The organism is Chryseobacterium sp. LJ668, from assembly GCF_019613955.1.
Classification (GTDB): Bacteria; Bacteroidota; Bacteroidia; order Flavobacteriales; family Weeksellaceae; genus Chryseobacterium.
This window is the reverse complement of the sequence record NZ_CP080443.1, coordinates 2,292,797-2,316,171: the sequence shown is the minus strand read 5'-3', so window position 1 is coordinate 2,316,171 and position 23,375 is coordinate 2,292,797. Positions and strand designations below refer to the sequence as shown.

Sequence of the window (23,375 nt, the reverse complement as noted above, 5' to 3'; positions counted from 1 at the left end):
ATATTTTGATTTAAAAATAATGTTTATAAAAATATGAAAATACCATGATTAGTGAGTTAACAATCGCTAAAAAAATTAAAATTTGTCCGTAGTTTCTTTTTTTATCAATAAAATTGACCGCTACAAAAACGAAAAACAAAAGTAAAGTATACACCGCCGGAAACATATGAAAAGCTTCTGAAAATTTGCCTTCAAGAACCAATGCGATTGCTCTTTGTGTACCGCATCCGAAACAATCTATCCCTAAGAATTTTTTGCTTGGGCATGGCAACATAAAGTCTTCAATTTTCATAGTATGATTTCTGATTTTTGTTTGTGTTAAAATTAAGAAGAAATTTTCGCTCTCAGATACTGATGCGGAAAAAAATTATCTTCTTTCATTTCAAACGAGCCCTGAACGGCAAGATAAGGGTTTCTCAAGATCTCTCTCGCTACAAAAATCAGATCTGCTTCTTCGTTCTGTAAGATTTTTTCTGCCTGTTCCGTTGATGTGATCAATCCAACTGCTCCTGTTTTTACACCTGTTTCGTTTTTAACCTGAGAAGAAAAAGGAACCTGATATCCATCATAAACAGGAATTTTTGCTCCGTGAATATTCCCGCCGCTTGAAACATCTATCAGATCAACAGAATGGTTTTTGAGTATTTTTGCTAATTGTACACTGTCATTGATATCCCAGCCATTTTCTGCATATTCGGTTCCGGAAATCCTTACAAAGAGCGCTACATTTTCATTTAATTCTTCATTTACTGTATCTACAATCTCCAATAAAAAACGGATTCTGTTTTCGAAACTTCCTCCGTATTCATCGGTTCGTATATTTGATAGCGGTGATAGAAACTGATGAACCAAATACCCGTGTGCGCCATGAATTTCAATTACATCAAAACCCGCATTTACCGCTCTTTTTGCAGCTTCTTTGAACTTTTGAACCAAATTTTTAATCTCTTCAACCGATAATACATGCGGAATTCTTTCTGTCGGATGATAGGGTATCGGGCTTGGAGCAATGGTCTCCCAGCCTTCATCAACAGGAATCTGTTTATTTTCCCAAGTAGATCCTTTTCTTCCTGCATGCGCAATCTGAATCCCTATTTTCGAATCTGAATTTTGATGTACAAATTCAACGATTTTCTGAAGTTTTATAGCCTGCTCGTCATTCCAGATTCCCATACAATGATTGGTAATCCTTCCACGAGGCTCTACACCGGTTGCCTCGATCATGATTAATCCTGTTCCGCCCTGTGCACGGCTTCCGTAATGTACATAATGGAAATCATTGGCTAATCCGTTTTCGCAAGAATACATGCACATCGGTGACATCACCCAACGGTTTTTTAATTCTACGTTTCTAAATTTTATTGGAGAGTATAACATTGAATTTTATTTTTAAATGTTTAAAATTACAAATTTAGTATCGTAACAAAGATATTGCCAGCTTCCATAAAAAGGATTACTTTTATCGCCCTTTTTACGGTCACAAAATGAAAAAAGATATACACATTGATTACGAGCATTTCAAAAGCAGCAGCGAACTGAACGAGGTAGAAAAACAGCTTTTTGAAAAAGCAAAAACAGCACGTGAAAATGCGTATGCGCCCTACTCCAACTTTTTGGTAGGCTGCTCTGTTTTGCTGGAGAATGATGAGATATACACTGGAAACAATCAGGAAAATGCAGCTTTCCCTTCCGGGCTTTGCGCTGAAAGAACGGCCCTATTCTGGATTGGTGCCAATTTCCCCAATGAAAAAATAGTGAAAATATTTATCATTGGTGGACCTCGAGAATTTTCGGAAAAAACGCCACCGATTCCACCCTGTGGAGCTTGCCGTCAAAGCCTCATGGAATATGAAACAAAGCAAAATAAAAATATAGAAGTTTACTTTTCAAATCTAAATGAGGAAGTATTTAAAGTGAAATCTATTAAAGATCTGCTACCTTTCTATTTTGATTCATCGTTTTTGTAATTGTTTTAAATCAGACATCTGCGAATAGAAATATTATTTTAAACTTATATTTCTTTTTAAAAACCTATATTTGCAAAAATTTGGTTTCCAAGGTATTGGAATTAATAGGGAATTGGGCGAAAATCCCAAGCTGTCCCCGCAACTGTAAATCGTATAATTTTTTTCTACAAATAGCCACTGCTAACGCGGGAAGGCGTAGAAAAGCGAAAGTCAGGAGACCTGCCAAACTTTTAACATTATAATTTGATTGCTTTCGGAGGAAAAGCAAAAAATGATATGGATATAAAAAGTTCTTTAGTCTTCGTCTTTGCCGTATGCAATCTCTCTCTTTACTGTGGTCAGGAGAAAAGCATAGATACTGTATATATTTTTGACAATCAAATGAATAAGGTAAAACTTTTTCATAAGGTTAACAGTTTGATACCTGCTGATATTCAAAAAAACTCATCCAATCTTTCTGAAGTTTTACGTTTCCAATCTCCTGTTTATATTAAAGAAAACGGCCGTGGTGCAGTTTCCTCTCCTTCATTCCGCGGAACAACGGCGCAACAAACTGCTTTTGTCTGGAACGGGATCAATATCAACTCACAATTTTTGGGTCAGGGAGATGTCAATAATATTGCACTTTTCGGGTATGATCAGATGGAAATAAAATCCGGCGGCGGAAGTGTGATCTATGGGAGCGGTGCTATTGGCGGAAGCATCCATTTAAATAACAATTTAGGCTTTAATGAAGGTTTAAACGGAGCATTCAATTCTGAGATTGCTTCATTCAGAACGTATAATAATTTTTTGAAAGCTTCTTTCAGTAACGAGAAATTTAGTTTTAAAGCAACAGCAAGTCATGCGATCAGTCAAAATGAATATGAAGTTCCAGAATCAAGAAATTATATCAATAGAAACGGAAAGTACTACAATACCAATTTTAATTTTGCAGCAGCCTATAAAATAGCTCCATTTCATCAGATTTCCTGGATCTCGGAAATTTTTGACGGCAATCAGCATTATCCTGTTTTCTTTGAAAGCCAGACGCAGACGAAGTATGAAACTCAGAATCTCAGAAGTCTTCTTTCCTGGGACTGGAAAAAATCTAAGTTTAATAATATTCTGAGAGCAGCTTATACAGAAGAAAATTTTCAATATTTTGCTACTCTCAATCAACCGAGAACAAGCGGTGGCGCTGGGAAAAATTATATTGTAAAAAATGATTTTAATTATTTTATCAATCCAAAATGGAATATCAATTTGATTGGGGAATTTCAGCACAATCAAGCTGAAGGAATCGGGACATCAGGAATTGGTGATATCAGTCGAAATATAGCTTCAGCAGCAGGTTTGCTACGCTACATGCCGTCATCAAAAATTATTCTGGAAGCCGGAATCAAGAAAGATTTTGTAGAGGGGTTCGACTCACCGGTATTATACTCATTTTCAGGAAAATGGAAAGCGGCTAACTGGTATCAATTTAATTTAAATTTATCTAAAAACTTCAGATTCCCGTCGTTTAATGATTTGTATTGGGCTCCGGGAGGAAATCCTAACTTAGTACCTGAGACTTCGATTCAAGCAGATATGAATCATGAATTTAAAGCGGGAGATTTTAAATTGGTTTTAAGTCCTTATTACATCCGGATAAAAGACATGCTGCGCTGGATGAATACTCCACTGGGTTATTGGTCGCCTTTTAATACCGATCAGGTGGAATCATTTGGTCTTGAATCTCAATTGACCTATCAAAAGCAAATCAATCAACACCATCTCAAAATAAACGCAGGATACATTTTCACAAAATCTAAGGATCTGGAAATCAATAAACAACTGATGTATGTTCCACTTCACAAGATTTTTGGAAATGTAGATTACAATTATCGCTTTATCAGAATTTATGCACAAGGAATGTTCAACGGACTTACCTACACAGAAAGTAATGAAAAAAAATCTGACGCCTTGCAGCCTTACTTTGTGATGAATGCAGGAATTTCTGCTACCATTATGAAAAAATATACCGTAGGATTTAAAATCAACAACATCTTCGACGAAATCTACGAAACAACAGCCTATTATCCTTTACCAAAAAGAAATTACAGTATCAATTTTAATATTAATTTTTAAACCATAAAAAATATGAACTTCAAGAAAATCTTACCTTTTTTATTCGCTTCTGCGCTAGTTTTTAACGTGGCGTGTAGCAATGATGACTTTGTAGAAGAAACAAAAAACCAGGCTTATGAAAATGGTATTTTTATCACCAATGAAGGTGCTTTTACCACTCCAACTTCTGAGATTTCTTTCGTAAGCAATGATCTGGGAACATTTGAAAATAAAGTCTACGGAAACAACAACAATAATGAGATTTTAGGAAACGTTCTACAAACGATAGGATTCAGTGGTGAAAATGCTTATCTGGTTTCTAACGTTCCTAATAAAATCGATATCGTAAACCGTTATACTTTTAAAAAGCAGAGTACTGTAACATCAAATCTTGATAACCCGAGATACATTGCATTTTCTGGATCTCAATATTATGTAACCAATAACAATTTCTTCAACGTGATGAAATTAAACGTATATAATACCGCTAATAACGGCTTTGTTACCAGCATCAGCTTTCCGAGATCTGCTGAAAAAGTAGTGGAAGCAAACGGCAGAATTGTGGTACAAACCGACGGTGTTACTTATGAGACTGCTCCGCCATACAGTGAATTGCCAACAGGCTACTCATTGACTATCATCAATCCTACTACCAATACCGTTGCAAACACCATAACACTTCCAAGCAATGGAATTATCAGAGATTTGATTGCGTACAATGGTGATGCATATGTACTTGCTTCGAGTAATACAGCTTCTTACATCTACAAAGTAAACACAACATCCGGATCATTCACGACAACTACACTCACTCTCGGACAGGCTCAGAAATTGAGAATCGACGCTAATAAATTTTACTTTAATGACAGCAGCAACAAGATTTATACAATGAATCTAAATTCTACGACAACTCCTACAACACCCATTGTTACTACGACAGGAAACTTGTACGGATTTAATGTAATTGACGGTAGAATTTATGTTTCTGATGCCAGCTTCACGGGAGATAGCAAAGTAAATATCTACAGTACAAGTGGAACTTTACTAAAAACGCTAACGACAGGAATTGCGACCAGTGGTTTTTATAAGAACTAAAATTGATTAAGTTTTGGTAAAAATTATCGGGGCGGTTTCTACGAAACCGCCCCGATAATTTTATATTTTATTCTTTAATTGAAATCTAAGAAATACAGCTTCTAAAATCCCGATAAACCACCAAATGGGGAATCTAAAATAGGTATAAAGTAGCGTAAAATTATCAACATTAGCTTGATCTTTGATCGCCCTACTAATTTCAAAATCGATAGAAAAAAATGGAATAATAAAGCCGAAAAACAAGAGCATAATCAGATATAATATCCAATTCAATTTCTTAATTATTTTATATTTCCAAACTCCAAAACTGAAAATGAGAATAATTACCAAAACAATATAATCAAATGTCCCGAAAAACATTTTAAGCAAGTATTACACCTAATTTCTTAGCTTCTGCAATCACAAATTTTCTTGCTTCTTCTTTTTCATTCGCAATTTCACCCTCGAGAATCGCTTCTTTTACTTTTTCTTTTAAAATTCCGATTTCTCTGCCCGGTTTTAGGTTAAACATTGCCATAATTTCTTCTCCGGAAATAGGTGGCTGGAAATTTCTTACCTGATCTTTTTCCTCAACTTCCCTGATTTTATTGGCAACATACTGGAAATTCTTTTTAAACTTGTCCTGCTTTTTAGAATTTTTGGTCGTAATATCGGCTTTGCAAAGCGTAAACAGATCTTCCATATCTTCTCCCGCATCAAATAAAAGTCTTCTTAACGCAGAATCTGATGCGTCATCTGTAATCAAAGCAATCGGACGAGAAGAAAGTTTCACCATTTTCTGAACATACTTCATATCAGAACTCAGGGGTAACTTCAGTTTTTGAAAAAGCGATTTTACCATTTTTGAACCTAAAAACTCGTGTCCATGAAAAGTCCAGCCGGTTCCATCAACGAATTTTTTAGTCGGGGCTTTTCCGATATCGTGAAGCAAAGCAGCCCAACGGAGCCAAAGATTATCTGTATTTTCAGAAATGTTATCGACCACTTCAAGCGTATGGTAGAAATTATCTTTATGCGTTTGTCCTTCAATTTCTTCTACGCCTTTCAGTTCGATCAGTTCAGGAATAATCAATTTCATCAAACCTGTTTCTTCCATTAATCTTAAACCCACAGAAGGTTTTTTAGAAAGCATGATTTTATTAAATTCAACCATGATTCTTTCCATAGAAACAATCTTGATTCTTTCTGCTTCCTGTGCGATCGCTTGCAGAGAATTTTCTTCAATTGTGAAATTTAAAGTAGAAGCAAAACGAACTGCTCTCATCATCCTCAATGGGTCATCAGAATATGTTTGTGCAGGTTCTAGCGGTGTTCTCAGAATTTCTTTTTGCAAATCTCCGATTCCGTCAAAAGGATCTATGAGTTCGCCGAAATTATTTTTATTTAAAGAAATTGCCATCGCATTGATGGTAAAATCTCTTCTTTTTTGGTCATCTTCAATCGTTCCGCCCTCGACTTCGGGTTTTCGGCTGTCTTCGGTGTAGCTTTCTTTTCTAGCACCTACAAATTCAAGCTCAAGATCTTTGTATCTGATCATTGCCGTTCCGTAGGTTTTAAAGATGGAAACCTTCATTTTAGGATCAATTTCTTTTCCTACGTTTTGGGCCAGCTCAATTCCGCTCTGTTCGGTCACAAAATCAATATCTGTAGACGCTTTCCTTTTCATCAACAGATCACGAACGTAACCTCCGACAACATATACGGACTGATTATTTTGAGAAGCAACCTCAGAAATGAGTTTAAAAAGTTTTAGATTTTTATTTTGAGTAAGATTAATTTTCATCGTTTACAATAGCATCAACAGCTCATATTAGTCATAATGAGCATACATTTTATTTATTTTTCCTTCTTCATTAAAAAACATCACTTCAACGGCATGTTTATCCATAATAGATTTGTAAAATAAAGCTACAGAATCTACTCCTGCTGTAGATTGTATGAGCTCAAACTTCAGATCCGGAAATTTATCCAAAGCTTTTCTCCAATATTCACGGACAGCATTTTTACCGCTTAATGAACTTTCTTTACCTCCTGTAGCCATAACGATCATGGGCGTTGTGATCATAATATCATCAGAATAGTGAGAAAGAATATCCTCCAGATGATGTGAGTTCCAGATCGAAATCCAATCTGCAGCAAATTTTTGATGGTCCATATCGATATATTACAGTTGAGTTCTGCAAAGATAGGATAAAAAAGAAATTGCCATAATACGCAAAAAAGTACATCTATGAAAAATGAAGAATTCTATTCCCGCAGCACTTTTATTCTGTTGTCGCTCCAGATTTTAATTACCGAAGAACCTGAATATTGTGACACTTTTTCCCGGTCTTCTTCCACCGCAAAATCTACCAGATCAATGATTTCTTTCGAAATGTCAGAAAATTTCAACGGACTTTTATCTCCACTAAAATTGGCAGAAGTAGAAACTAAAGGTTTGTTGAGTTTTGTAATTAGCTTTTTGCAGAAATCATTCTTCACCAAGCGGATTCCGACGCTTCCGTCTTCGGCGAGCAATTCTTTTGGTAAACCTTTTGGGTTCTGGTACACTAAAGTGACCGGTTTTTCGCTTAAATCCATTATTTCCCAAGCCATTTCCGGAACGTCAACCAAATCTTGTAATCGCTTTTCATTTTCCACTAAAATAATCATCGATTTGTTTTTCTCACGCTTCTTAATGTCAAAAATTTTATTGATGGCGTCTATGTTTGTTGCATCGCAACCGATTCCCCAGATGGTGTCTGTTGGATAAAGGATTGTGCCGCCGGATTTTAATATGTTGATGATGTTTTCCATTTTTAATAAGCTTTGTTATAGATTTAAATAAAACAAACTTCTAAATTCTTGTTTTATTTATTTTAATTTTTGAGTAAACTGCAGAAATTAAGACCGACAAAAAAGCAGCTATCCACAAAAAATAGCCGGTCTCTAAAGTATTTATAATACCCTCTCTTCCATTTTCAGAAATTAAAATGTAATTCCAAAAAATAAATGACGAAGCAATAATTATAGCTATTGTTGAGCATATTATTGATAAAGAATATTTCTTCTTAAAGAAGGACAAAATTGAGACAAAAAACCAAATGTTTGCGGACCAAACAAAAAATTCTAAAATTCCACCACCCAGAAAGCTAATTGCACCAAAAAGAAAAATCAAAATAGATTTATAATTTTCAATCTTCCCTAAATCAACAACTGTAAAAGCAGTAAAAAAGAGAGAAGAAATGAAAACAGCTAAATTAAAAGCTATTATTTTTTTGTTTATATCCATCATAATTCCGGCAAATATCTCTCCTCCACCACATTCAAATGGTGAATATTATGTCCCACAATCAATTTACAAATGGTTTCAACTGAAATCTGGTTTCCGTTAGCTGTTCCGATGTTACTTAAAACAGAAAGACTCAATGTTTCCAGCAAAATCAGAGAAGAATTTCTTACTAATTGATACTCATCAAGTAAAGATTGTAAACTTCTAACGTTGGCAAAAGAATTAGCAGCATAATTTTCTTCATCAAAACCGGGTAATTCAGATTTTTCACCTCTTGCAAAAGCTAAAATTCGATATTGAAAAACTCTTTCGGTGTCTGATAAATGCAGAAGCACTTCTTTCAACGTCCATTTTCCTTCCGCATAGGCAAATTTTGATTGCTCTTCAGTTAAAAATGAAAATAAAGAAACGGTTTTCTCACCAACCAATTTCAATTCTTCCAACCAATTTTCAGATGGAATTAAATCTAAATATCTTTGAATGTATTTTTGAAAATCTGTCATGTTAATATGAGTAATAATTAATTGGTAATGTGTAAACTGTTAAATTGGTAAATTGTTACACTATCTATTCGTCCATTCATAGAAATTCACTTCATCGTACAATTCAAACCCGCAACTTGGATAAAGTTTGTTTCCGACGTCGTTTGATTTTCCGGTTTCCAGGAGAATTCCTGCTGCATCGGTAGATTTTGCCAGTTCTTTTGCCTCTTCAATTAATTCTTTTGAAAAACCTCTTCCACGATAATTTTCGTTGACAAACAAATCATTTAGTAACCAATACCGTTTCATTCTTGTTGACGAAAACAGTGGATATAATTGTACAAATCCATTCAGACTTCCTTCATTTTCAGCAACAAAAATTTCAGAATCAGCTTTTTCTATTCTTTCTTTCAAAAAACTTTCCGCTGCAGGAATATCAGATTCTTTATGATAAAAAACTCTGTATTGATCGAACAATTCGGCTAATTGAGGTAAATCCTGAATCGCAGCTTTTCTTGTATTTTTCATTTTTAAATTCAATTAAAAACAAACATCCGCTGTAAAAACGGATGTTGATGATTTATGTATTTTAAGAGAATGCTTTTTCCAAATCTGCAATCAGATCCTCTGCATCTTCGATTCCGACACTGAGACGAACCAAATCATCTGTAATTTCCAATTCTGCACGTTTTTCTGCAGGGATTGAAGCGTGAGTCATCAATGCAGGATGATTGGCCAAAGATTCTACTCCACCCAAAGATTCAGCTAAAGTAAACACTCTTACTTTCTCTAAGAATTTAATTGCATCTTCTTTTTTACCAGATTTAAAAGTGAAAGAAACCATTCCTCCGAAATCTTTCATCTGAGATTTTGCCAATTCATATTGTGGATGAGATTCCAATCCTGGGTAAATTACCTGTGCAACTGCAGGGTGAGATTCCAGATATTTTGCCACAGCCATTCCATTTTCTGAATGTCTCTGAACTCTTAATGCCAATGTTTTAATTCCTCTTAAAACCAAATAAGAATCGTGAGGGCCTAAAATTCCACCACTCGCAAACTGAATGAAATGGAGTTTTTCTCCCAATTCTGCATCTTTAGCGATCAAAGCTCCGGCGATAACGTCTGAGTGACCACCCAAATATTTTGTTGCAGAGTGCATAACGATATCAGCTCCCAAATCGATTGGTCTCTGAAGATAAGGTGTTGCAAATGTATTATCAACCGCAACCAAAATATCTTTTCCTTTTGCGATTTCTACAACTGCTTTGATGTCGACCAATTTCATCAAAGGATTGGTGGGTGTTTCAATCCAGATTAATTTGGTTTTATCGGTAATTACGTCGTTGATTTTTGAAGCATCATCAAAATTTACAAAGATAAATTTCAGCTGATATTTTTCGAAAAGTCTGGTAAACATTCTGTAAGTTCCACCATATAAATCATCCACAGCAACAACCTCGTCGCCCGGATTTAATAATTTTAAAACACAGTCTATAGCAGCCAGACCAGAACCGAAAGCCAAACCTCTTGCTCCGTTTTCTATGCTTGCCAAAGAGTCTTCCAAAGCCTGTCTTGTAGGGTTGGCCGCTCTTGAATATTCGTATCCGGAATGAACTCCCGGACTTTTTTGTGCGAAAGTAGATGTTAAAAAAACAGGTACATTCACAGAACCTGTTGCAGATTCGTGATGTTGCCCACCGTGTATTACTTTTGTATTGAAATTCATAATATTTTTGCTTTAGGCTTTAAGCTTTAGGCAATAGGCTTTTATTTTATTGCTTTAAAACTTAAATATTATTAAAAAGATAAGCCGCGTGCAAAAAGCTTACCGCTTACTGCTTACAACCTATGGCTTATTTACATTTTTATCGCTGATTTTACTGCAAATTCTTCTGCAATCTGCTCGATCCAGGCAGCAACATCTTCTTCTCCTGTTGCTCTCTGATAAGTACTTCCCAACGAGACGAAAATCTGATGCATAAACATTTTCATTTGATCTACCGGCATATCTTTTGTCCAAAGATCAATTCTTAAAGCTTCTGATGTTTTTTCATCCCAAACGGAAATCATCACTGCTTTTGTTTCCTCTTTTTCTACTCCGCCATCTGCAGCATTCCAGGTCATCAATTCGGGAATGTGATTTTCATCCAGTTCTACATCTATTGTTATCTGAGTCTTTCTCATTTTTCTCTTTTTATAAACTTTGTTATTCTTCTAATTTTGGTTTGTAACCCGACTGATTGAATATTTCTGTAGCATCCATTTTTAGGAAATCTACTAGCTTTGTTTCGGGTTTCTTTTTAAAATATTCTCTGCATATTTGCCATCCGGTGTAAATTCCTACCATTGGAGACGAATTGTTGTCTATTTCTGTATAAAATTTCGAAAAAGGACCGGGAGCAATGAAACGTTCTGCCAATCGGTGGTCATCACCAAAAATCAAATTACTCTCTACAAAATAATTATAAATATTGGCTTCGTTAGCTTCTGCCCAATCATATTGTTCTTTGGTATAATCCATTTTCAAGTAATCCGGAGTATTGGGGAGAAATGCATCCTGTAAAGTCATTATTTTACCATTATACACGATCAAATCGATAAATTTCTGACTATCTCCTGTATATGGAACAATATTTTCAGCAAACATTCTTGATACTTTAGGGACAATATTGCTCGGATTCATAGATTTCTGAAAGTACAGTTCCAAACCTTTGTAATTGGCATTTTTTTCTCCCATAAATCCTGAAATGTCAATAAAAAGGAAATTCATTTTATCATCATATAACAAAGGATCCTGAATCATCTGTAAAGCTGATGAAAAAAGAAAAACTTTTGGACTTTTAAACTGTGGAAAATAAAATTTTATATGCGAAAATAAATCGTGAAGCTCGTTGTGCAATCTTTTCTGATCAATTTTTGCTACCGCTTCCTTGTAGATTTTTATTTCTTCTACATCAGCTCTTCTTTTTATAAAATCTTCGTCAGAAACAGTTCCCTGAAACCAAGGAAACTTTGCTGTAAACTGCTCTAAAGGAATATTCTGATCGTAAAATTCTTTTGAAATATCAATCATCTCCACCCTTTCGGCGGGATTTTTTATTTCGACTTTCCATGTAGTTTCCTGTTCTTTTTTACAAGAGTTTAAACTTAAAACTAAAAGGCATGAAAGTGCGGCAATTCTAAAAATCTTCATTATTTTTACATGAAATTTAAGTTTACAAAAATAAGGATATAAATATAAACTTATGCCGAAAAAGGATTTTTTTGTGGCTATAAAAATTATATTCAAATCTTTAAAATAAGACTATAAAACGATGAAAATTTATCTTGAAACAGAAAGGTTGATCTTAAGGGAAATCGTTCCCGAAGACGTTGAAACTTTTTTCGCAATGGATAGCAATCCGGAAGTCGTAAAATATGTTGGAATACAACCTTTAACTGAGATCAGTCAAAGTGCAGAAATGATTAAAAGCATCCGAAATCAATATACAGAAAACAGAATCGGAAGATGGGCGGTCATCAGAAAAGAAGACGGAAAACTAGTCGGCTGGAGCGGTTTAAAACTGATTAAAGAAATCAACAATCATCAAAACATTCACGATCTTGGCTATCGTTTCACACCGGAGTATTGGGGAAAAGGCTATGCTACAGAAACCTCGATTGCTGTTTTGAACTATGCTTTTAATGAAATGAAGCTAGACCAAGTTTTTGCCTACGCTGATATAGAAAATGACGCCTCAAATCATGTCTTGAGAAAATTGGGTTTTGAAAAAAAAGAAACCTTTATTGATGAAGGAGACCATTGCTTTTGGTATGAACTTAAAAAAGAAAATTTTAAATAATAAAAATATACAATGCAGACACAAAAAGTAATCGATCATATTGTGCTATGGCTAAAAGATTATGCCGAAAAATCAGGAGTTAAAGGATACGTATCGGGAGTTTCTGGTGGTGTAGATTCTGGTGTAGTTTCTACTTTGGCAGCGATGACCGGATTGAAAACTTTGCTTATCGAAATGCCGATTCGTCAAAAAGAAGATCAAGTGAACAGAGCCTGGGAACATATGAATGATTTAAAATCTAAATTCCCGAATGTTGAAGCGATGTCTGTGAATCTTACCCCTGCTTTTGAGGAACTGTACAAAACTTTTGATGTTCATGATGATGAATTCCCTAATGAAAAACTGGCATTTGCCAATACAAGATCACGTTTGAGAATGCTTACTTTGTATTATTACGGACAAATCAACGGGCTTTTGGTGTGTGGAACCGGAAATAAAGTGGAAGATTTCGGGATTGGCTTTTATACCAAATACGGGGACGGCGGAGTCGACGTGTCTCCTATCGCAGATCTTTATAAAACAGAAGTCTATGCATTAGCGAAAGCTTTAAATTTGGTTAAAAACATTCAGGAAGCAATACCTACGGACGGACTTTGGGATGCTGAAAGAACTGATGAAATGCAGATCGGAGCCACTTATCCTGAATTGGAGAAAATTCAGAAAGAATGGGGAACTAAAACAGAAGCAGACTACAGCGGAAGAGATTTGGAAGTGTTTAAGATTTTCAGCAGAATGAATAAGGCTGCACAGCATAAGATTAATCCGATTCCGGTGTGTGATATTCCTGAAGAATGGAGAAGTTAATTAATATAACAATTTAGTTTACCAATGCTTGTGGATTGTTACATTGCTAGATTGTTATATTATTACATTAAAGTTTATATTTATGAATCCTAAAAGCCGCTCGGTACTTTTTGCATGCATAGGACTTCTTTTCGGAATGTCGGTGATGTCTATTTATAATAATTTCATTGCTGAGAAGAAAGCCCCAACTAAAACCGAGAATGTCTCGAATGCTTCGAAAAGCCAATCTGACAAGCAAGCAATTGATGAACTTACAAAAGAGAAAACGGTAATTAATTACGTTAAGCAAAACCATCAGCTTCCTGATTATTACATCACTAAAAATGAAGCAAAGAAATCAGGATGGAATCCTTCTGAAGGAAATCTTTGTGAAGTCCTTCCCGGAAAAGCAATCGGCGGAGATTACTTTGGAAACCGAGAAGGAAAGCTACCGAAAAAGGTGAAATACTATGAAGCCGATGTCAACTACAACTGTGGAAACAGAAATGGCGACCGGATTGTTTTTACTAAAAATGGTGAGGTTTACTTAACTAAAAATCATTATAAGAGTTTTGAGAAGCAGTAATTGTTTACTTTTCACATTTGTCTTTTTATTAATTTTCTCATGCAGCGATAAAAAGACCAATCTCTTTAAAAATAATAAAGAGGTCGTTATTTTGATTCAGCCTTTCAAGGATATGAATTCTACAACTACGAAATTTGTTGCCGATGAGATCAAAAACATTTATCCGCATGTAAAAATTCTTGATGAAATTGAATTACCAAAAGAAGCTTATTACAAAGACAGAAACCGATACAGAGCAGATTCTATTATTAAAATTTTAAGTGAAAATACAGAAAAAGGGTTCGTAAAAATTGGTTTAACTACCAAAGATATCAGCGCTACAAAAGGCACAATAAAAGACTTCGGAATTATGGGATTAGGGTATCGACCCGGAAAGTCATGCGTTGCATCTAATTTCAGGTTAAATAGAAGCAACAGAAATGAACAGTTTTTCAAAGTGGCAATACACGAAATCGGGCATACACAAGGTCTTGAACATTGTCCGGAAAAATCTTGCTTTATGAGAGATGCGGAAGGTAAAAATCATACTGACGAAGAAATTGACTTTTGTAACGATTGTAAGAACTTTTTAAAAACTAAAAACTGGAAGTTTGAGTAGTATATTATTGCTTCGTCTTTTAGCTTCTTGCAATGACAATAACAATTCCACCTTTTCAATGACATAAACTGTTAACTTAGCACAGTAAATTTAAATAAACTATGAAGACAACATACATCGACTTCGCTGATCTTGGAGATTACGAAGATTTTTACACTCAGCTTAAAGAAAAAGTAAAACTTCCGGCGCATTTCGGGGATAATCTGGATGCACTTTCAGATGTTATTTCCGGTGAATTGGAAATGCCACTTCATCTTGAGTTTGTTAATATGAGCGTAGATCAATTAGAAATCTTCGAAGATTTACTGACCACTTTGGAAGACGCAGAAGATCAGGTTGAAGATTTTACATTTACGTATTTTCTTGAACAGTTTGAAGATAATGATGAAGAGGAAATAGAAGAATAATTCAGATTTTACACAAAATAAGCCCCGCAAAAATAAATTTTTGCGGGGCTTTATATTTTAACAATCGATCACGGTTTTATTTTCCTAAAACTTCAGTGATTGGATTTCCGATGTTTCCGCTTGGAAACTGTATTTTTAATAATGCAGAAACTGTAGGTGCAATATCAGTCATATTATAAGGTTTATTGCTCTCACCATGCTGAATTCCCCATCCCATAAAAATCAGAGGGATGTGAGAATCATAAGAATTCCACACACTGTGCGTCGTTCCTGTTTTTGAATAGGGCGGAAGCATGGAATCATGGGAAATCAGCTGAATATCACCGCTTCTCTGTCTGTTGATTCCGTTAATAATTCTTTGTTTAATCGGTTCAGGAATGGTTGATTCCTGTACTTTTTCTACAGAAACAGCGTATAAAACCGTCGGGTCCTTTTCCAGTTCTTTTATGGTGAAATCTCTCACATCATTTAATTCAAGCTTGTTGTCTTTCAGTAATTTCCTGTCAAAATATACTTGATAATTGTCAACAGCATTAATTAATTTATCAACACCGAATTTCGCTTTCAATTCATCATTCATATTTTTTTCCATTCCCTCACCGAAAAATCCGGTAGTGATTTTATGTTCCTGCAAAAATCCTACAGAATGCGCTCCTCCATGGTCTGCAGAAATAAAAACGGTATATTTATCTTTCCCAACTTTTGAATCCAGATAACTGAAAAACTGGGCTAAATCCTGATCTAATCTTAAATAAACATCTTCTACCTCAATCGAATTCGGGCCAAATTTATGTCCTGCGTAATCTGTTGAGGCTAAATTGATCGCTAAAATATCCGTAACGCTGTCTTCTCCCAATTTTTCCCCTTCCACAGAAGCTTCCGCTAATTTTAAGGTCAACGTATTTCCGAACGGTGTATAACGGATGTTATCTTTTTTAGTCAAATAATCGGCCGCTAAATTACTGTACGGAAAAGTGGGTGTTTTTGCACTTCCCAAAAGACCTTCCCAAGAGGAATTGTCGGGTGAACTTTCCGTATACTGATTAATCGGAAGCAATGTATTCCAGCCGTTGGCAACCAATTTATCCGGTAAATTCTGCGCATTGAAATCTTTCATCCATTCCGGAAGATCTTTCATATACCAAGTGCTTGTCACAAAATCCCCAGAAGAATCATCAAACCAATACGCTCCGTTTGGCGTATGACCTGCCGGAAGAATAGAAGCTCTGTCTTTTAAGGAAACTCCGATTACTTTTCCCTGAAAATTCGTTGCCAATCTCAGCTCATCGGTAATGGTTGTAGACCAAAGGTTTTTCGGAGAATGGCTTCCTACTTTTGTATTGCTTGTTCCTACAGGTTGCATATTTTCATCGGTTGTACAATAGACATTTTTACCGGTTTCTTTATCATTCCAGTCATTACCCGCAATTCCGTGGATCGCCGGAACAGAACCTGTATAAATAGAAGTATGTCCTAAAGCAGTAACGGTAGGAACATAATTGATATGGACGTTATTGAGTGCAAATCCTTTACTGATCAATCTTTTGAAACCATCATTACTATATTTACTGTAAAAACGGTACAAATAGTCCCAACGCATTTGATCTACCACTAAACCAACGACTAATTTCGGTCTTTCAACCTGAGAATTTTTATTTTTCTGCGCATTGATTGTGATTACAGACAAAAAAGAGGCCGCAGCAATCGTTATTTTTTTAAACATGAATAACTTTTTAATGGTGCAAATTTAATAGTTTTCGGAGTTTTGGTATGTGAAATTTTGATTAATTTTGAAGCTTTATAAAATTCTAAACTATTTAAATTCAATCTAATTTAGATGAAACTTTTAACTGTAAAAAAACGCGAAAACGGAAGTTACTTTATTGGTGGAAATCCAACTTTTATAATAACTATAATTATATTTATTATAGCTTTTATCCCTATTTTTATTTCTAGCAAGAATTTTTGGATTAGCTTTATTTTCTCTTCAATATTCACAGTTTTTGTGTCAATAATGGTTTGGATAAGTACTTCTGTAGGTAAAAAAATTCATTCCAAAATATTTGAGAGAAAGGTTTTCACTGAACTAAGACAAAGAGGATTTCAAAAAGAATATATTGATAAATATGAAGGCTTAATTAAAACAATTGATGGAAGAACGGTTCGTGTTTTCTATAATTGGAATAAACTTGCTGAAGGACCTTTAAGTTTTGGAGATATTGAAATTGATGTTTTTTATAAACCTCAGCTTTTTGAGAACGATATCGATAAAGAAAAATTAAAAATATTAAATAAGAAGTATGATGGATTTTTCTCATCAAAAACAAAAAGACATGTATTTACCTTTGACAGATTGAAGGTTTTCATCAATTATTATCCATGGACAACAAGCCATAAAATTGATAAAGAGATTTATAAGGCTTTAGATATTTTAAAAGAAAATGGTTTAGAATCTTTTGACATAAAAAACATTTCACCTGAATATATTAATCTAGAAAAAGACGGCTGCTTTTATCCAAGCATGGAATATATTTGGGAAAATTTTGAAAATCAAAAAGAATTACCGCCAATTAAAATTGAATAGAATCATTTTATTTCGCTGATTGTATGAAAATCAAAAAACTAGAAAAACTCACCTCCAACCCAACACTTAATTGGGAATTTAACAGTTACGAAATAGACAAAATCTTCTCCGTTTCAAGCATTGAAATCGGGAATACTTTTGAATTTAGTTTAAAAGTAAAAATATCAACATTACAGGAAAATCTTGGAAACAAATTCCGAGGATATTGAAGAACTTAATACAATTATTGAACAAGGATATTCTTTCGAGCCTTTGAAAATGTTGAATTGATCGGTTGGATCATCTGCGATTTCGGAAATCAGAAAGCAGGTTTTCAATTTACAGGAATCAATATAAATTTATATAATGATTCCTCCAAAACGGCTTTGTTACAAGCTTTGATGTGCTTCTTTAAACGTTATCGACAAAAACTATAAAAGATATTTGATATTTAATTTTGTACTGATTGGTACAATTGTATACCTTTGTCTCATCAAAATAAAGAAATGGCAGGAAGACCCAAAATATTTGACGAAAATCAGGCAATTGAAAAAGCGACTGAAGTTTTCAGAAACAAAGGCTACGACACCGCCTCTGCAGATGAATTGTTGAATGCTATGGGAATTGGAAAAGGAAGTTTTTATCTGGCTTTTAAAGGAGGAAAACAGGAACTATATGTAAAATCAATTGAGCAGTTTTCTGAAAGTTTTTATAAAAAACTTTCGGATGGAATTAAAAATTCTGAAAACGGAATTGAATACATCAAACAGTTTTTTTTAAGTCAGGCCTATTCTCCTGACTGTGAAAAAGAAAGAGGTTGTTTTTTAGGAAACTCTCTGGTTCAGTTATCTGAAAAAGATGCTCAAATAAAGAAGACTTCTGTAAAAATTTTAAAAAAACTGCACCATCTTTTCGTAGAAGTTATTGAAAAAGCACAGGAAAATAATCAAATTGAAACAAGAGAAAATCCTGAGATTCTTGCATGGCATTTAACCAATCTATGGAACGGGATACACGTAACAAGACGCATGGAAAGTTCTGCGGAAATCCTTAAAAATATGATTGAACTTAATTTAAGATTATTGAATTAAAATTTTTTACCATATTATGTACCAAATGGTACAATATTAAATTTACATAAACTTACAAAAACAAAACATTATGAACATTACAGACAACACCATTCTGATTACAGGTGGAGGTTCAGGAATCGGTTTAGAAATCGCAAAAGCATTAAGCCCGAAGAACAAAATTATCATCGTTGGAAGAAACAAAGAAAAGCTAGATGCAGCCGCAAAAGATCTTGAAAACGTATTTACCATTCAGGCCGATGTCACGAATGAAAGCGATGTCAAAAGATTATATGAAGAAGTGAAAACGACTTTCGGTGGATTGAATATCCTGATCAATAATGCAGGTTTTGCTCATTATTATAGCATTTCCGAAAACTCTCATACGCATGACAAAGCATTGGAAGAGTTCACAACCAATTATTTTGCACCCATAAGATTAACAGAAAAATTTCTTCCTTTGCTGAAAGAACAAAATGAAGCTGCAATTGTGAATGTATCCTCAATTGTAGGATTTGTTCCCGGCGCAAGTCTTCCCACCTATTCTGATTCAAAAGCGGCATTGCATTCTTATACACAGGTTTTGAGACATCAACTGGCCAAAGATTCGCAGATAAAAGTTTTTGAGTTGATGCCACCATTAGTTGATACCGATTTTTCTGCAGAAATTGGAGGAAAAGAAAATGGAATTCCGCCATCTGACGTTGCCGCTGATCTGGTAAAAGCACTTCAGGAAAATAAATATGAAGTTCGGGTCGGATTTACAGAATCGCTGTATCAGAATTTCTTTGCGGGAACGGAAGGAGCATTTGGTGCCTTTAATAGCTAAAATAAATCTTGCCTGATCATTTGTTATAATCTCTTACGGTTTCTGTGAGAGATTATATATTTCCAGATTAAATTTAATTATTAATAAAAATACTTTTTGAACCCTACAACAAACAAAATTTGAACTCCACAACAAAAAATAAACTTAAAATAAACCCCAACTTTGTCCAATAAAATTTAAACAAAATGAAAAATATCCAGACAAAGAAAACAGTTTTAGTAACGGGAGGTACAGGATTTTTGGGAATTCACACTATTCTGCAATTACTGCAGCAAGGGTATCATGTGAAAACAACACTTCGTTCATTAGCGAAAAAAACAGTATTCTAAAAGCATTGAAGGAAGGCGGAATTACAGATTTTTCTCACCTCGCCTTGATTGAAGCAGATCTTACAACCGACAAAAATTGGGACGAAGCCGTAAAAGGTTGCGATTATGTTCTCCATGTTGCATCGCCCTTTCCTGCGGACGATCCGAAGGATGAAAATGAACTTATTGTTCCCGCAAGAGACGGAGCTTTGCGGGTCTTGAAAGCGTCGCGTGATGAAGGTGTAAAAAGAGTGGTTCTAACCTCCTCTTTTGCGGCAGTCGGTTATAGTATTGATGCAAAAGATCATATTTTCACAGAAAAAGACTGGACAGACCTTAATGCTCCGCTTCCGGCATATATCAAATCAAAAACTGTCGCTGAAAAATCTGCCTGGGAATTTATGGAAAAAGAAGGAAACGGACTTGAACTTTCCGTCATCAATCCGGTCGGAATTTTCGGTCCTGTTATCGGTGGAATTACTTCCGCTTCCTTAGATATTGCTATTTCAGGGATTCTCAACGGATCAATGGATAAAACCCCACCTTTTACAATGGGTGTTGTTGACGTAAGAGATGTTGCGGATATTCATATAAAGGCGATGCTTCATCCCGCAGCTCCAGGAGAACGTTTTATTGCTACTTCGGATGGTGTGATGAGTTTTTATGATGTTGCCGAATTATTCAAAAAAGAAAGACCGTAGTATATTTCAGATGTAAAAGAGTTGCAACCCATCGGCAAAGAATTCTACAAAGAGATGTCCAACGAAAAAGCAGAAACCGTCCTCAGCTGGAATCCCAGAAGCCGTGAAGAAGCTTTGTTGGCAAGTGCAGACAGTTTGATGGGAAATCAATAAATTTGTTAAACAAATCATTATAAAACCAACAGCTAAACTTAAACAAATATAAAAGTATATAGGAAAATTGAGCGTTAAGAAAACGAATTCTGTGAACGTTAAGAAATCCTACTGTTTGAAGCACGGGGCAAATTAATAAACGAAGAAAAAAGATTAATCCGCACAAGTTTTAGAATTTTTAGAGAAAAAAAATCATTTTTAGCGGAAGTTTGACTTCGTCAAATCTTCGATTTCAAGACAAAAGAAATTAATTAGAAAAAAAATGAAATTTAATAATATACAATCCTGTCATTTAGGACCCGAAATTTCACCGGAACAGTTTATCCCGGAGCATTTCTTTTTGTTTCTGCTGAAAGGCTCCATGGTTGCGTACGATGGCTACAGACACTACACTTTGAAACCCGGTGATTATTGTATTGCAAGGAAAAATCATCTTGTACGATATACAAAATATAAGGAAGATGGAGATTTTGAAAAAATCATTATCGCTTTTGATGAACCTTTTTTAAAGAAATTTCTGGAGCGACATTCTTATCAGGCCAAACCGACGGACAATGATGATTCTTTTCTGTTCATCAATGAAAATAAACTGATCAAGAATTACATCCAATCTTTAGAACCGTATTACAATGGGACTGAACAATTGGATGGTCAGTTTGTTGACATTAAGCGCGAAGAACTTCTCATGATTTTACTGAAAAACAATCCTGATCTGAAAGATATTTTTTTCAATTTTAATGTGCCGCATAAAATTGATCTGGAACTGTTTATGAATCATCATTTTAAATTCAACATCAGTTTGGAACGTTTTGCTTACATGACGGGACGAAGTTTATCGACTTTTAAAAGGGAATTCAAATCAATTTTCAATACCACTCCCGGAAAATGGCTTTTGAATAAACGTCTTCAGGAAGCGTATTTTCTTTTGGATAAAGAGCATCAAAAACCGACTGACATTTATATGGATCTTGGCTTTGAAGATCTTTCTCATTTTTCTTTTGTTTTTAAGAAAGAATTTGGAATTGCGCCTTCAGAAGTTGGTAAACTAAAAGTTTAATATTATTTGTTTTAGTGCTGCTTTATTTAAAATTTCAGATATTTACTAAAAACAAATAATCTGATTTTATTTATGAAACTTAAATTATATATCACAGCATTTCTGTACTTGTCTATAATGATTTTTGCACAGAAAAAAACTTTTAAATGTGAGAAAATTTATGACGCCATAAAACTTGTTGATGCAAAAAAATATGACGAAGGAATTGCTATACTCAAAGAGTGCGAGAAAATAGATTCTAAAGACATTACATATCCATATGAAATTGCTCTCGCTTACACTTATAAAGGGGATTATAAAAATGCGGTCTCACAATTAGAAAAAATTAAAAATTACGAAAATATTCATGACAGTTATTTTGCTTTACTTGGAAATAATTTTGACTACTTAAATAATCCTGAACAGGCCATCAAAACTTATGATGACGGATTAAAAAAATTTCCGAATTCCGGGAAGCTGTACTTGGAAAAAGGCGTTGTGTTTGAATTTGAAAAAAAATATGCTGAGGCTGTAAAAACTTATGAAAAAGGAATTTCTGTACAGCCAGATTATCCGTCAAATTATTTCAGAGTTGCAAAAATGTATATGAACTCTAATGACAGATTATCAGGACTTATTTATGGTGAAATTTTTGTCAATCTTGAAAGGACAACTGCAAGAACGAAAGAGATCAGCGAACTACTATATGAAATCTACAAAAAATCAATAATTTTCGAATCAAAGGAGACTAAAAAAATAGAATTCTGCAAGGCGGTTATTGACATAGAAAAATTTGACAAGACAAACAAACTCCCTTTCTGCGTCATCTTTGGGAAAAATTTTATTATTGCTATGATGGATCAGAATGAATTTAGCTTAGATAATCTTTCTTCCATACGTAATCTATTTGTTAAAGAATATTTTAATGGTGATTATCAAAACTATCCGAATGTTTTGCTAAGTTATTTCAAAAAAATGCAGGACAATAATGTTTTGAATGCTTACAATCATTATATTTTTCAAATGGGAGACAGCAAAGCTTTTGAAAGTTGGCTAGAAAAACATGAAACAGAATATAATCAGTTTGTTGAATGGTATACAAGGGATGAAAATTCGATTCAAATTGATAAGAAAAATGTTTTTATTTCAGATCAAATTAAATAAACCAAATAAAGTACTACGCACAATCTTTACAAACTCCCGTCAAAACACAGTTTACTCTTTCTACCTGATAACCTTTCGGTAAAGAAAACTGCACAGGAACCTGCAGACATTCTATTGTCTTACAAAGAGTACATCTGAAGTGGAAATGATGATCTGCCAGTATCTTTTCATCACATTTCACACAGACTGCGAAATACTGCTTCCCGTCTTCGGCAACAATACGGTGGAGAATTCCGTCCTCGCAAAAGCGGTTAAGCACACGATAAATTGTTGCCCGATCCATATTCATATCCATCTTTTTTTCGATTGCGTCCTGACTCATTGCTTTTCCAGTATCGGTAAGCAATGATAGTATGGCGTCTTTTGCGGGTGTATTTCTTCTTTTCATTTTTATTAATGCGATCATGTTGCAATAATAGAAAATTG

At 34.5% G+C, this 23,375-nt stretch carries 29 protein-coding genes and 1 riboswitch; of the genes, 16 read left to right on the top strand and 13 right to left on the bottom strand.

The features are described from left to right. Positions 1-10: 10 nt before the first annotated feature. Entirely contained in the window at positions 11-292 is a 282-nt protein-coding gene (locus tag K0U91_RS10875; RefSeq protein WP_219971418.1) for a DUF2752 domain-containing protein, read from the bottom strand. Between the two features lie 32 nt (positions 293-324). Continuing rightward, positions 325-1,377 carry an NADPH dehydrogenase NamA gene (gene namA, locus K0U91_RS10870; protein ID WP_220179646.1) on the bottom strand — a complete coding sequence of 351 codons (1,053 nt, stop codon included), beginning with the start codon at positions 1,375-1,377 and terminating at the stop codon, positions 325-327. Between the two features lie 107 nt (positions 1,378-1,484). Here namA and cdd point away from each other — a divergent pair, with 107 nt between their 5' ends. The 3 genes from cdd (at position 1,485) to K0U91_RS10855 (ending at position 5,153) form a co-directional block, all read left to right on the top strand. Continuing rightward, positions 1,485-1,967 carry a cytidine deaminase gene (cdd, locus tag K0U91_RS10865; RefSeq protein WP_219971416.1) on the top strand — a complete coding sequence of 161 codons (483 nt, stop codon included), beginning with the start codon at positions 1,485-1,487 and terminating at the stop codon, positions 1,965-1,967. A 64-nt stretch (positions 1,968-2,031) separates the two neighbouring features. Beyond that, positions 2,032-2,208: riboswitch (cobalamin riboswitch) on the top strand. Positions 2,209-2,243: 35 nt separating this feature from the next. Beyond that, entirely contained in the window at positions 2,244-4,079 is a 1,836-nt protein-coding gene (locus K0U91_RS10860; protein WP_220179645.1) for a TonB-dependent receptor plug domain-containing protein, read from the top strand. A gap of 12 nt (positions 4,080-4,091) precedes the next feature. Continuing rightward, positions 4,092-5,153, top strand: coding sequence for a DUF5074 domain-containing protein (locus K0U91_RS10855; RefSeq protein WP_220179644.1), 1,062 nt, complete (start codon positions 4,092-4,094; stop codon positions 5,151-5,153). Positions 5,154-5,514: 361 nt separating this feature from the next. Here the strand turns inward: K0U91_RS10855 and K0U91_RS10850 are convergent, their stop codons facing one another. The 9 genes from K0U91_RS10850 to gldB form a co-directional block, all read right to left on the bottom strand. Beyond that, entirely contained in the window at positions 5,515-6,936 is a 1,422-nt protein-coding gene (locus tag K0U91_RS10850; protein WP_220179643.1) for a CCA tRNA nucleotidyltransferase, read from the bottom strand. A 27-nt stretch (positions 6,937-6,963) separates the two neighbouring features. Beyond that, positions 6,964-7,308 (bottom strand): nuclear transport factor 2 family protein, encoded by a 345-nt coding sequence (locus K0U91_RS10845; protein WP_220179642.1) that lies wholly within the window; start codon positions 7,306-7,308, stop codon positions 6,964-6,966. 92 nt (positions 7,309-7,400) lie between these two features. Further along, on the bottom strand, positions 7,401-7,949 hold the full coding sequence (locus K0U91_RS10840) for an L-threonylcarbamoyladenylate synthase (protein ID WP_220179641.1): 549 nt from the start codon (positions 7,947-7,949) through the stop codon (positions 7,401-7,403). Positions 7,950-7,989: 40 nt separating this feature from the next. Further along, positions 7,990-8,427 carry a hypothetical protein gene (locus tag K0U91_RS10835; protein ID WP_220179640.1) on the bottom strand — a complete coding sequence of 146 codons (438 nt, stop codon included), beginning with the start codon at positions 8,425-8,427 and terminating at the stop codon, positions 7,990-7,992. Beyond that, positions 8,424-8,927: a DinB family protein gene (locus K0U91_RS10830; protein WP_220179639.1), complete on the bottom strand. Its 504-nt coding sequence runs from the start codon at positions 8,925-8,927 to the stop codon at positions 8,424-8,426. Before K0U91_RS10830 ends, K0U91_RS10835 begins: the two co-directional genes overlap by 4 nt. Before the next feature lie 60 nt (positions 8,928-8,987). Further along, positions 8,988-9,434 carry a GNAT family N-acetyltransferase gene (locus tag K0U91_RS10825; protein WP_220179638.1) on the bottom strand — a complete coding sequence of 149 codons (447 nt, stop codon included), beginning with the start codon at positions 9,432-9,434 and terminating at the stop codon, positions 8,988-8,990. A 61-nt stretch (positions 9,435-9,495) separates the two neighbouring features. Beyond that, a complete protein-coding gene (locus tag K0U91_RS10820; protein ID WP_220179637.1) occupies positions 9,496-10,635 on the bottom strand; it encodes a cystathionine gamma-synthase in 1,140 nt (379 codons plus the stop codon). 131 nt (positions 10,636-10,766) lie between these two features. After that, entirely contained in the window at positions 10,767-11,093 is a 327-nt protein-coding gene (gene gldC, locus K0U91_RS10815) for a gliding motility protein GldC (RefSeq protein WP_220179636.1), read from the bottom strand. 22 nt (positions 11,094-11,115) lie between these two features. Then, entirely contained in the window at positions 11,116-12,102 is a 987-nt protein-coding gene (gldB, locus tag K0U91_RS10810) for a gliding motility lipoprotein GldB (protein ID WP_220179635.1), read from the bottom strand. Between the two features lie 121 nt (positions 12,103-12,223). Here gldB and K0U91_RS10805 point away from each other — a divergent pair, with 121 nt between their 5' ends. The 5 genes from K0U91_RS10805 (at position 12,224) to K0U91_RS10785 (ending at position 15,125) form a co-directional block, all read left to right on the top strand. Further along, positions 12,224-12,751 (top strand): GNAT family N-acetyltransferase, encoded by a 528-nt coding sequence (locus K0U91_RS10805; RefSeq protein WP_220179634.1) that lies wholly within the window; start codon positions 12,224-12,226, stop codon positions 12,749-12,751. Positions 12,752-12,763: 12 nt separating this feature from the next. Continuing rightward, positions 12,764-13,555, top strand: coding sequence for an NAD(+) synthase (nadE, locus tag K0U91_RS10800; RefSeq protein WP_220179633.1), 792 nt, complete (start codon positions 12,764-12,766; stop codon positions 13,553-13,555). Positions 13,556-13,637: 82 nt separating this feature from the next. Next, a complete protein-coding gene (locus K0U91_RS10795; RefSeq protein WP_220179632.1) occupies positions 13,638-14,120 on the top strand; it encodes a ribonuclease domain-containing protein in 483 nt (160 codons plus the stop codon). Positions 14,121-14,232: 112 nt separating this feature from the next. Beyond that, positions 14,233-14,718, top strand: a complete 486-nt coding sequence (locus K0U91_RS10790) for a matrixin family metalloprotease (protein WP_258561864.1) — start codon at positions 14,233-14,235, stop codon at positions 14,716-14,718. Positions 14,719-14,819: 101 nt separating this feature from the next. Further along, positions 14,820-15,125 (top strand): barstar family protein, encoded by a 306-nt coding sequence (locus K0U91_RS10785; RefSeq protein ID WP_220179630.1) that lies wholly within the window; start codon positions 14,820-14,822, stop codon positions 15,123-15,125. A gap of 76 nt (positions 15,126-15,201) precedes the next feature. On the opposite strand, the gene pafA is transcribed toward K0U91_RS10785, so the two are convergent. Further along, positions 15,202-16,848, bottom strand: a complete 1,647-nt coding sequence (pafA, locus tag K0U91_RS10780) for an alkaline phosphatase PafA (protein ID WP_220179629.1) — start codon at positions 16,846-16,848, stop codon at positions 15,202-15,204. A gap of 114 nt (positions 16,849-16,962) precedes the next feature. Between pafA and K0U91_RS10775 the strand changes: the two genes are divergently transcribed. The 8 genes from K0U91_RS10775 (at position 16,963) to K0U91_RS10745 (ending at position 22,949) form a co-directional block, all read left to right on the top strand. Then, the gene (locus K0U91_RS10775; protein ID WP_220179628.1) at positions 16,963-17,709 is read left to right on the top strand and encodes a hypothetical protein; all 747 of its coding nucleotides are present in this window, start codon (positions 16,963-16,965) and stop codon (positions 17,707-17,709) included. A gap of 23 nt (positions 17,710-17,732) precedes the next feature. Then, positions 17,733-17,918, top strand: a complete 186-nt coding sequence (locus K0U91_RS10770; protein ID WP_220179627.1) for a hypothetical protein — start codon at positions 17,733-17,735, stop codon at positions 17,916-17,918. Positions 17,919-18,194: 276 nt separating this feature from the next. Continuing rightward, positions 18,195-18,779 carry a TetR/AcrR family transcriptional regulator gene (locus tag K0U91_RS10765; RefSeq protein WP_220179626.1) on the top strand — a complete coding sequence of 195 codons (585 nt, stop codon included), beginning with the start codon at positions 18,195-18,197 and terminating at the stop codon, positions 18,777-18,779. 70 nt (positions 18,780-18,849) lie between these two features. Next, positions 18,850-19,587, top strand: a complete 738-nt coding sequence (locus K0U91_RS10760; RefSeq protein WP_220179625.1) for an SDR family oxidoreductase — start codon at positions 18,850-18,852, stop codon at positions 19,585-19,587. 185 nt (positions 19,588-19,772) lie between these two features. After that, positions 19,773-19,916, top strand: coding sequence for an NAD-dependent epimerase/dehydratase family protein (locus tag K0U91_RS16270; protein ID WP_258561863.1), 144 nt, complete (start codon positions 19,773-19,775; stop codon positions 19,914-19,916). A gap of 5 nt (positions 19,917-19,921) precedes the next feature. Beyond that, the gene (locus tag K0U91_RS10755; RefSeq protein ID WP_258561862.1) at positions 19,922-20,596 is read left to right on the top strand and encodes an NAD-dependent epimerase/dehydratase family protein; all 675 of its coding nucleotides are present in this window, start codon (positions 19,922-19,924) and stop codon (positions 20,594-20,596) included. 415 nt (positions 20,597-21,011) lie between these two features. After that, the gene (locus tag K0U91_RS10750) at positions 21,012-21,806 is read left to right on the top strand and encodes a helix-turn-helix transcriptional regulator (RefSeq protein WP_220179624.1); all 795 of its coding nucleotides are present in this window, start codon (positions 21,012-21,014) and stop codon (positions 21,804-21,806) included. A gap of 72 nt (positions 21,807-21,878) precedes the next feature. Continuing rightward, positions 21,879-22,949 carry a hypothetical protein gene (locus K0U91_RS10745; RefSeq protein ID WP_220179623.1) on the top strand — a complete coding sequence of 357 codons (1,071 nt, stop codon included), beginning with the start codon at positions 21,879-21,881 and terminating at the stop codon, positions 22,947-22,949. 13 nt (positions 22,950-22,962) lie between these two features. Here K0U91_RS10745 and K0U91_RS10740 read toward each other — a convergent pair whose 3' ends face one another. Beyond that, positions 22,963-23,337, bottom strand: coding sequence for a Fur family transcriptional regulator (locus K0U91_RS10740; protein ID WP_220179622.1), 375 nt, complete (start codon positions 23,335-23,337; stop codon positions 22,963-22,965). Positions 23,338-23,375 lie beyond the last annotated feature (38 nt).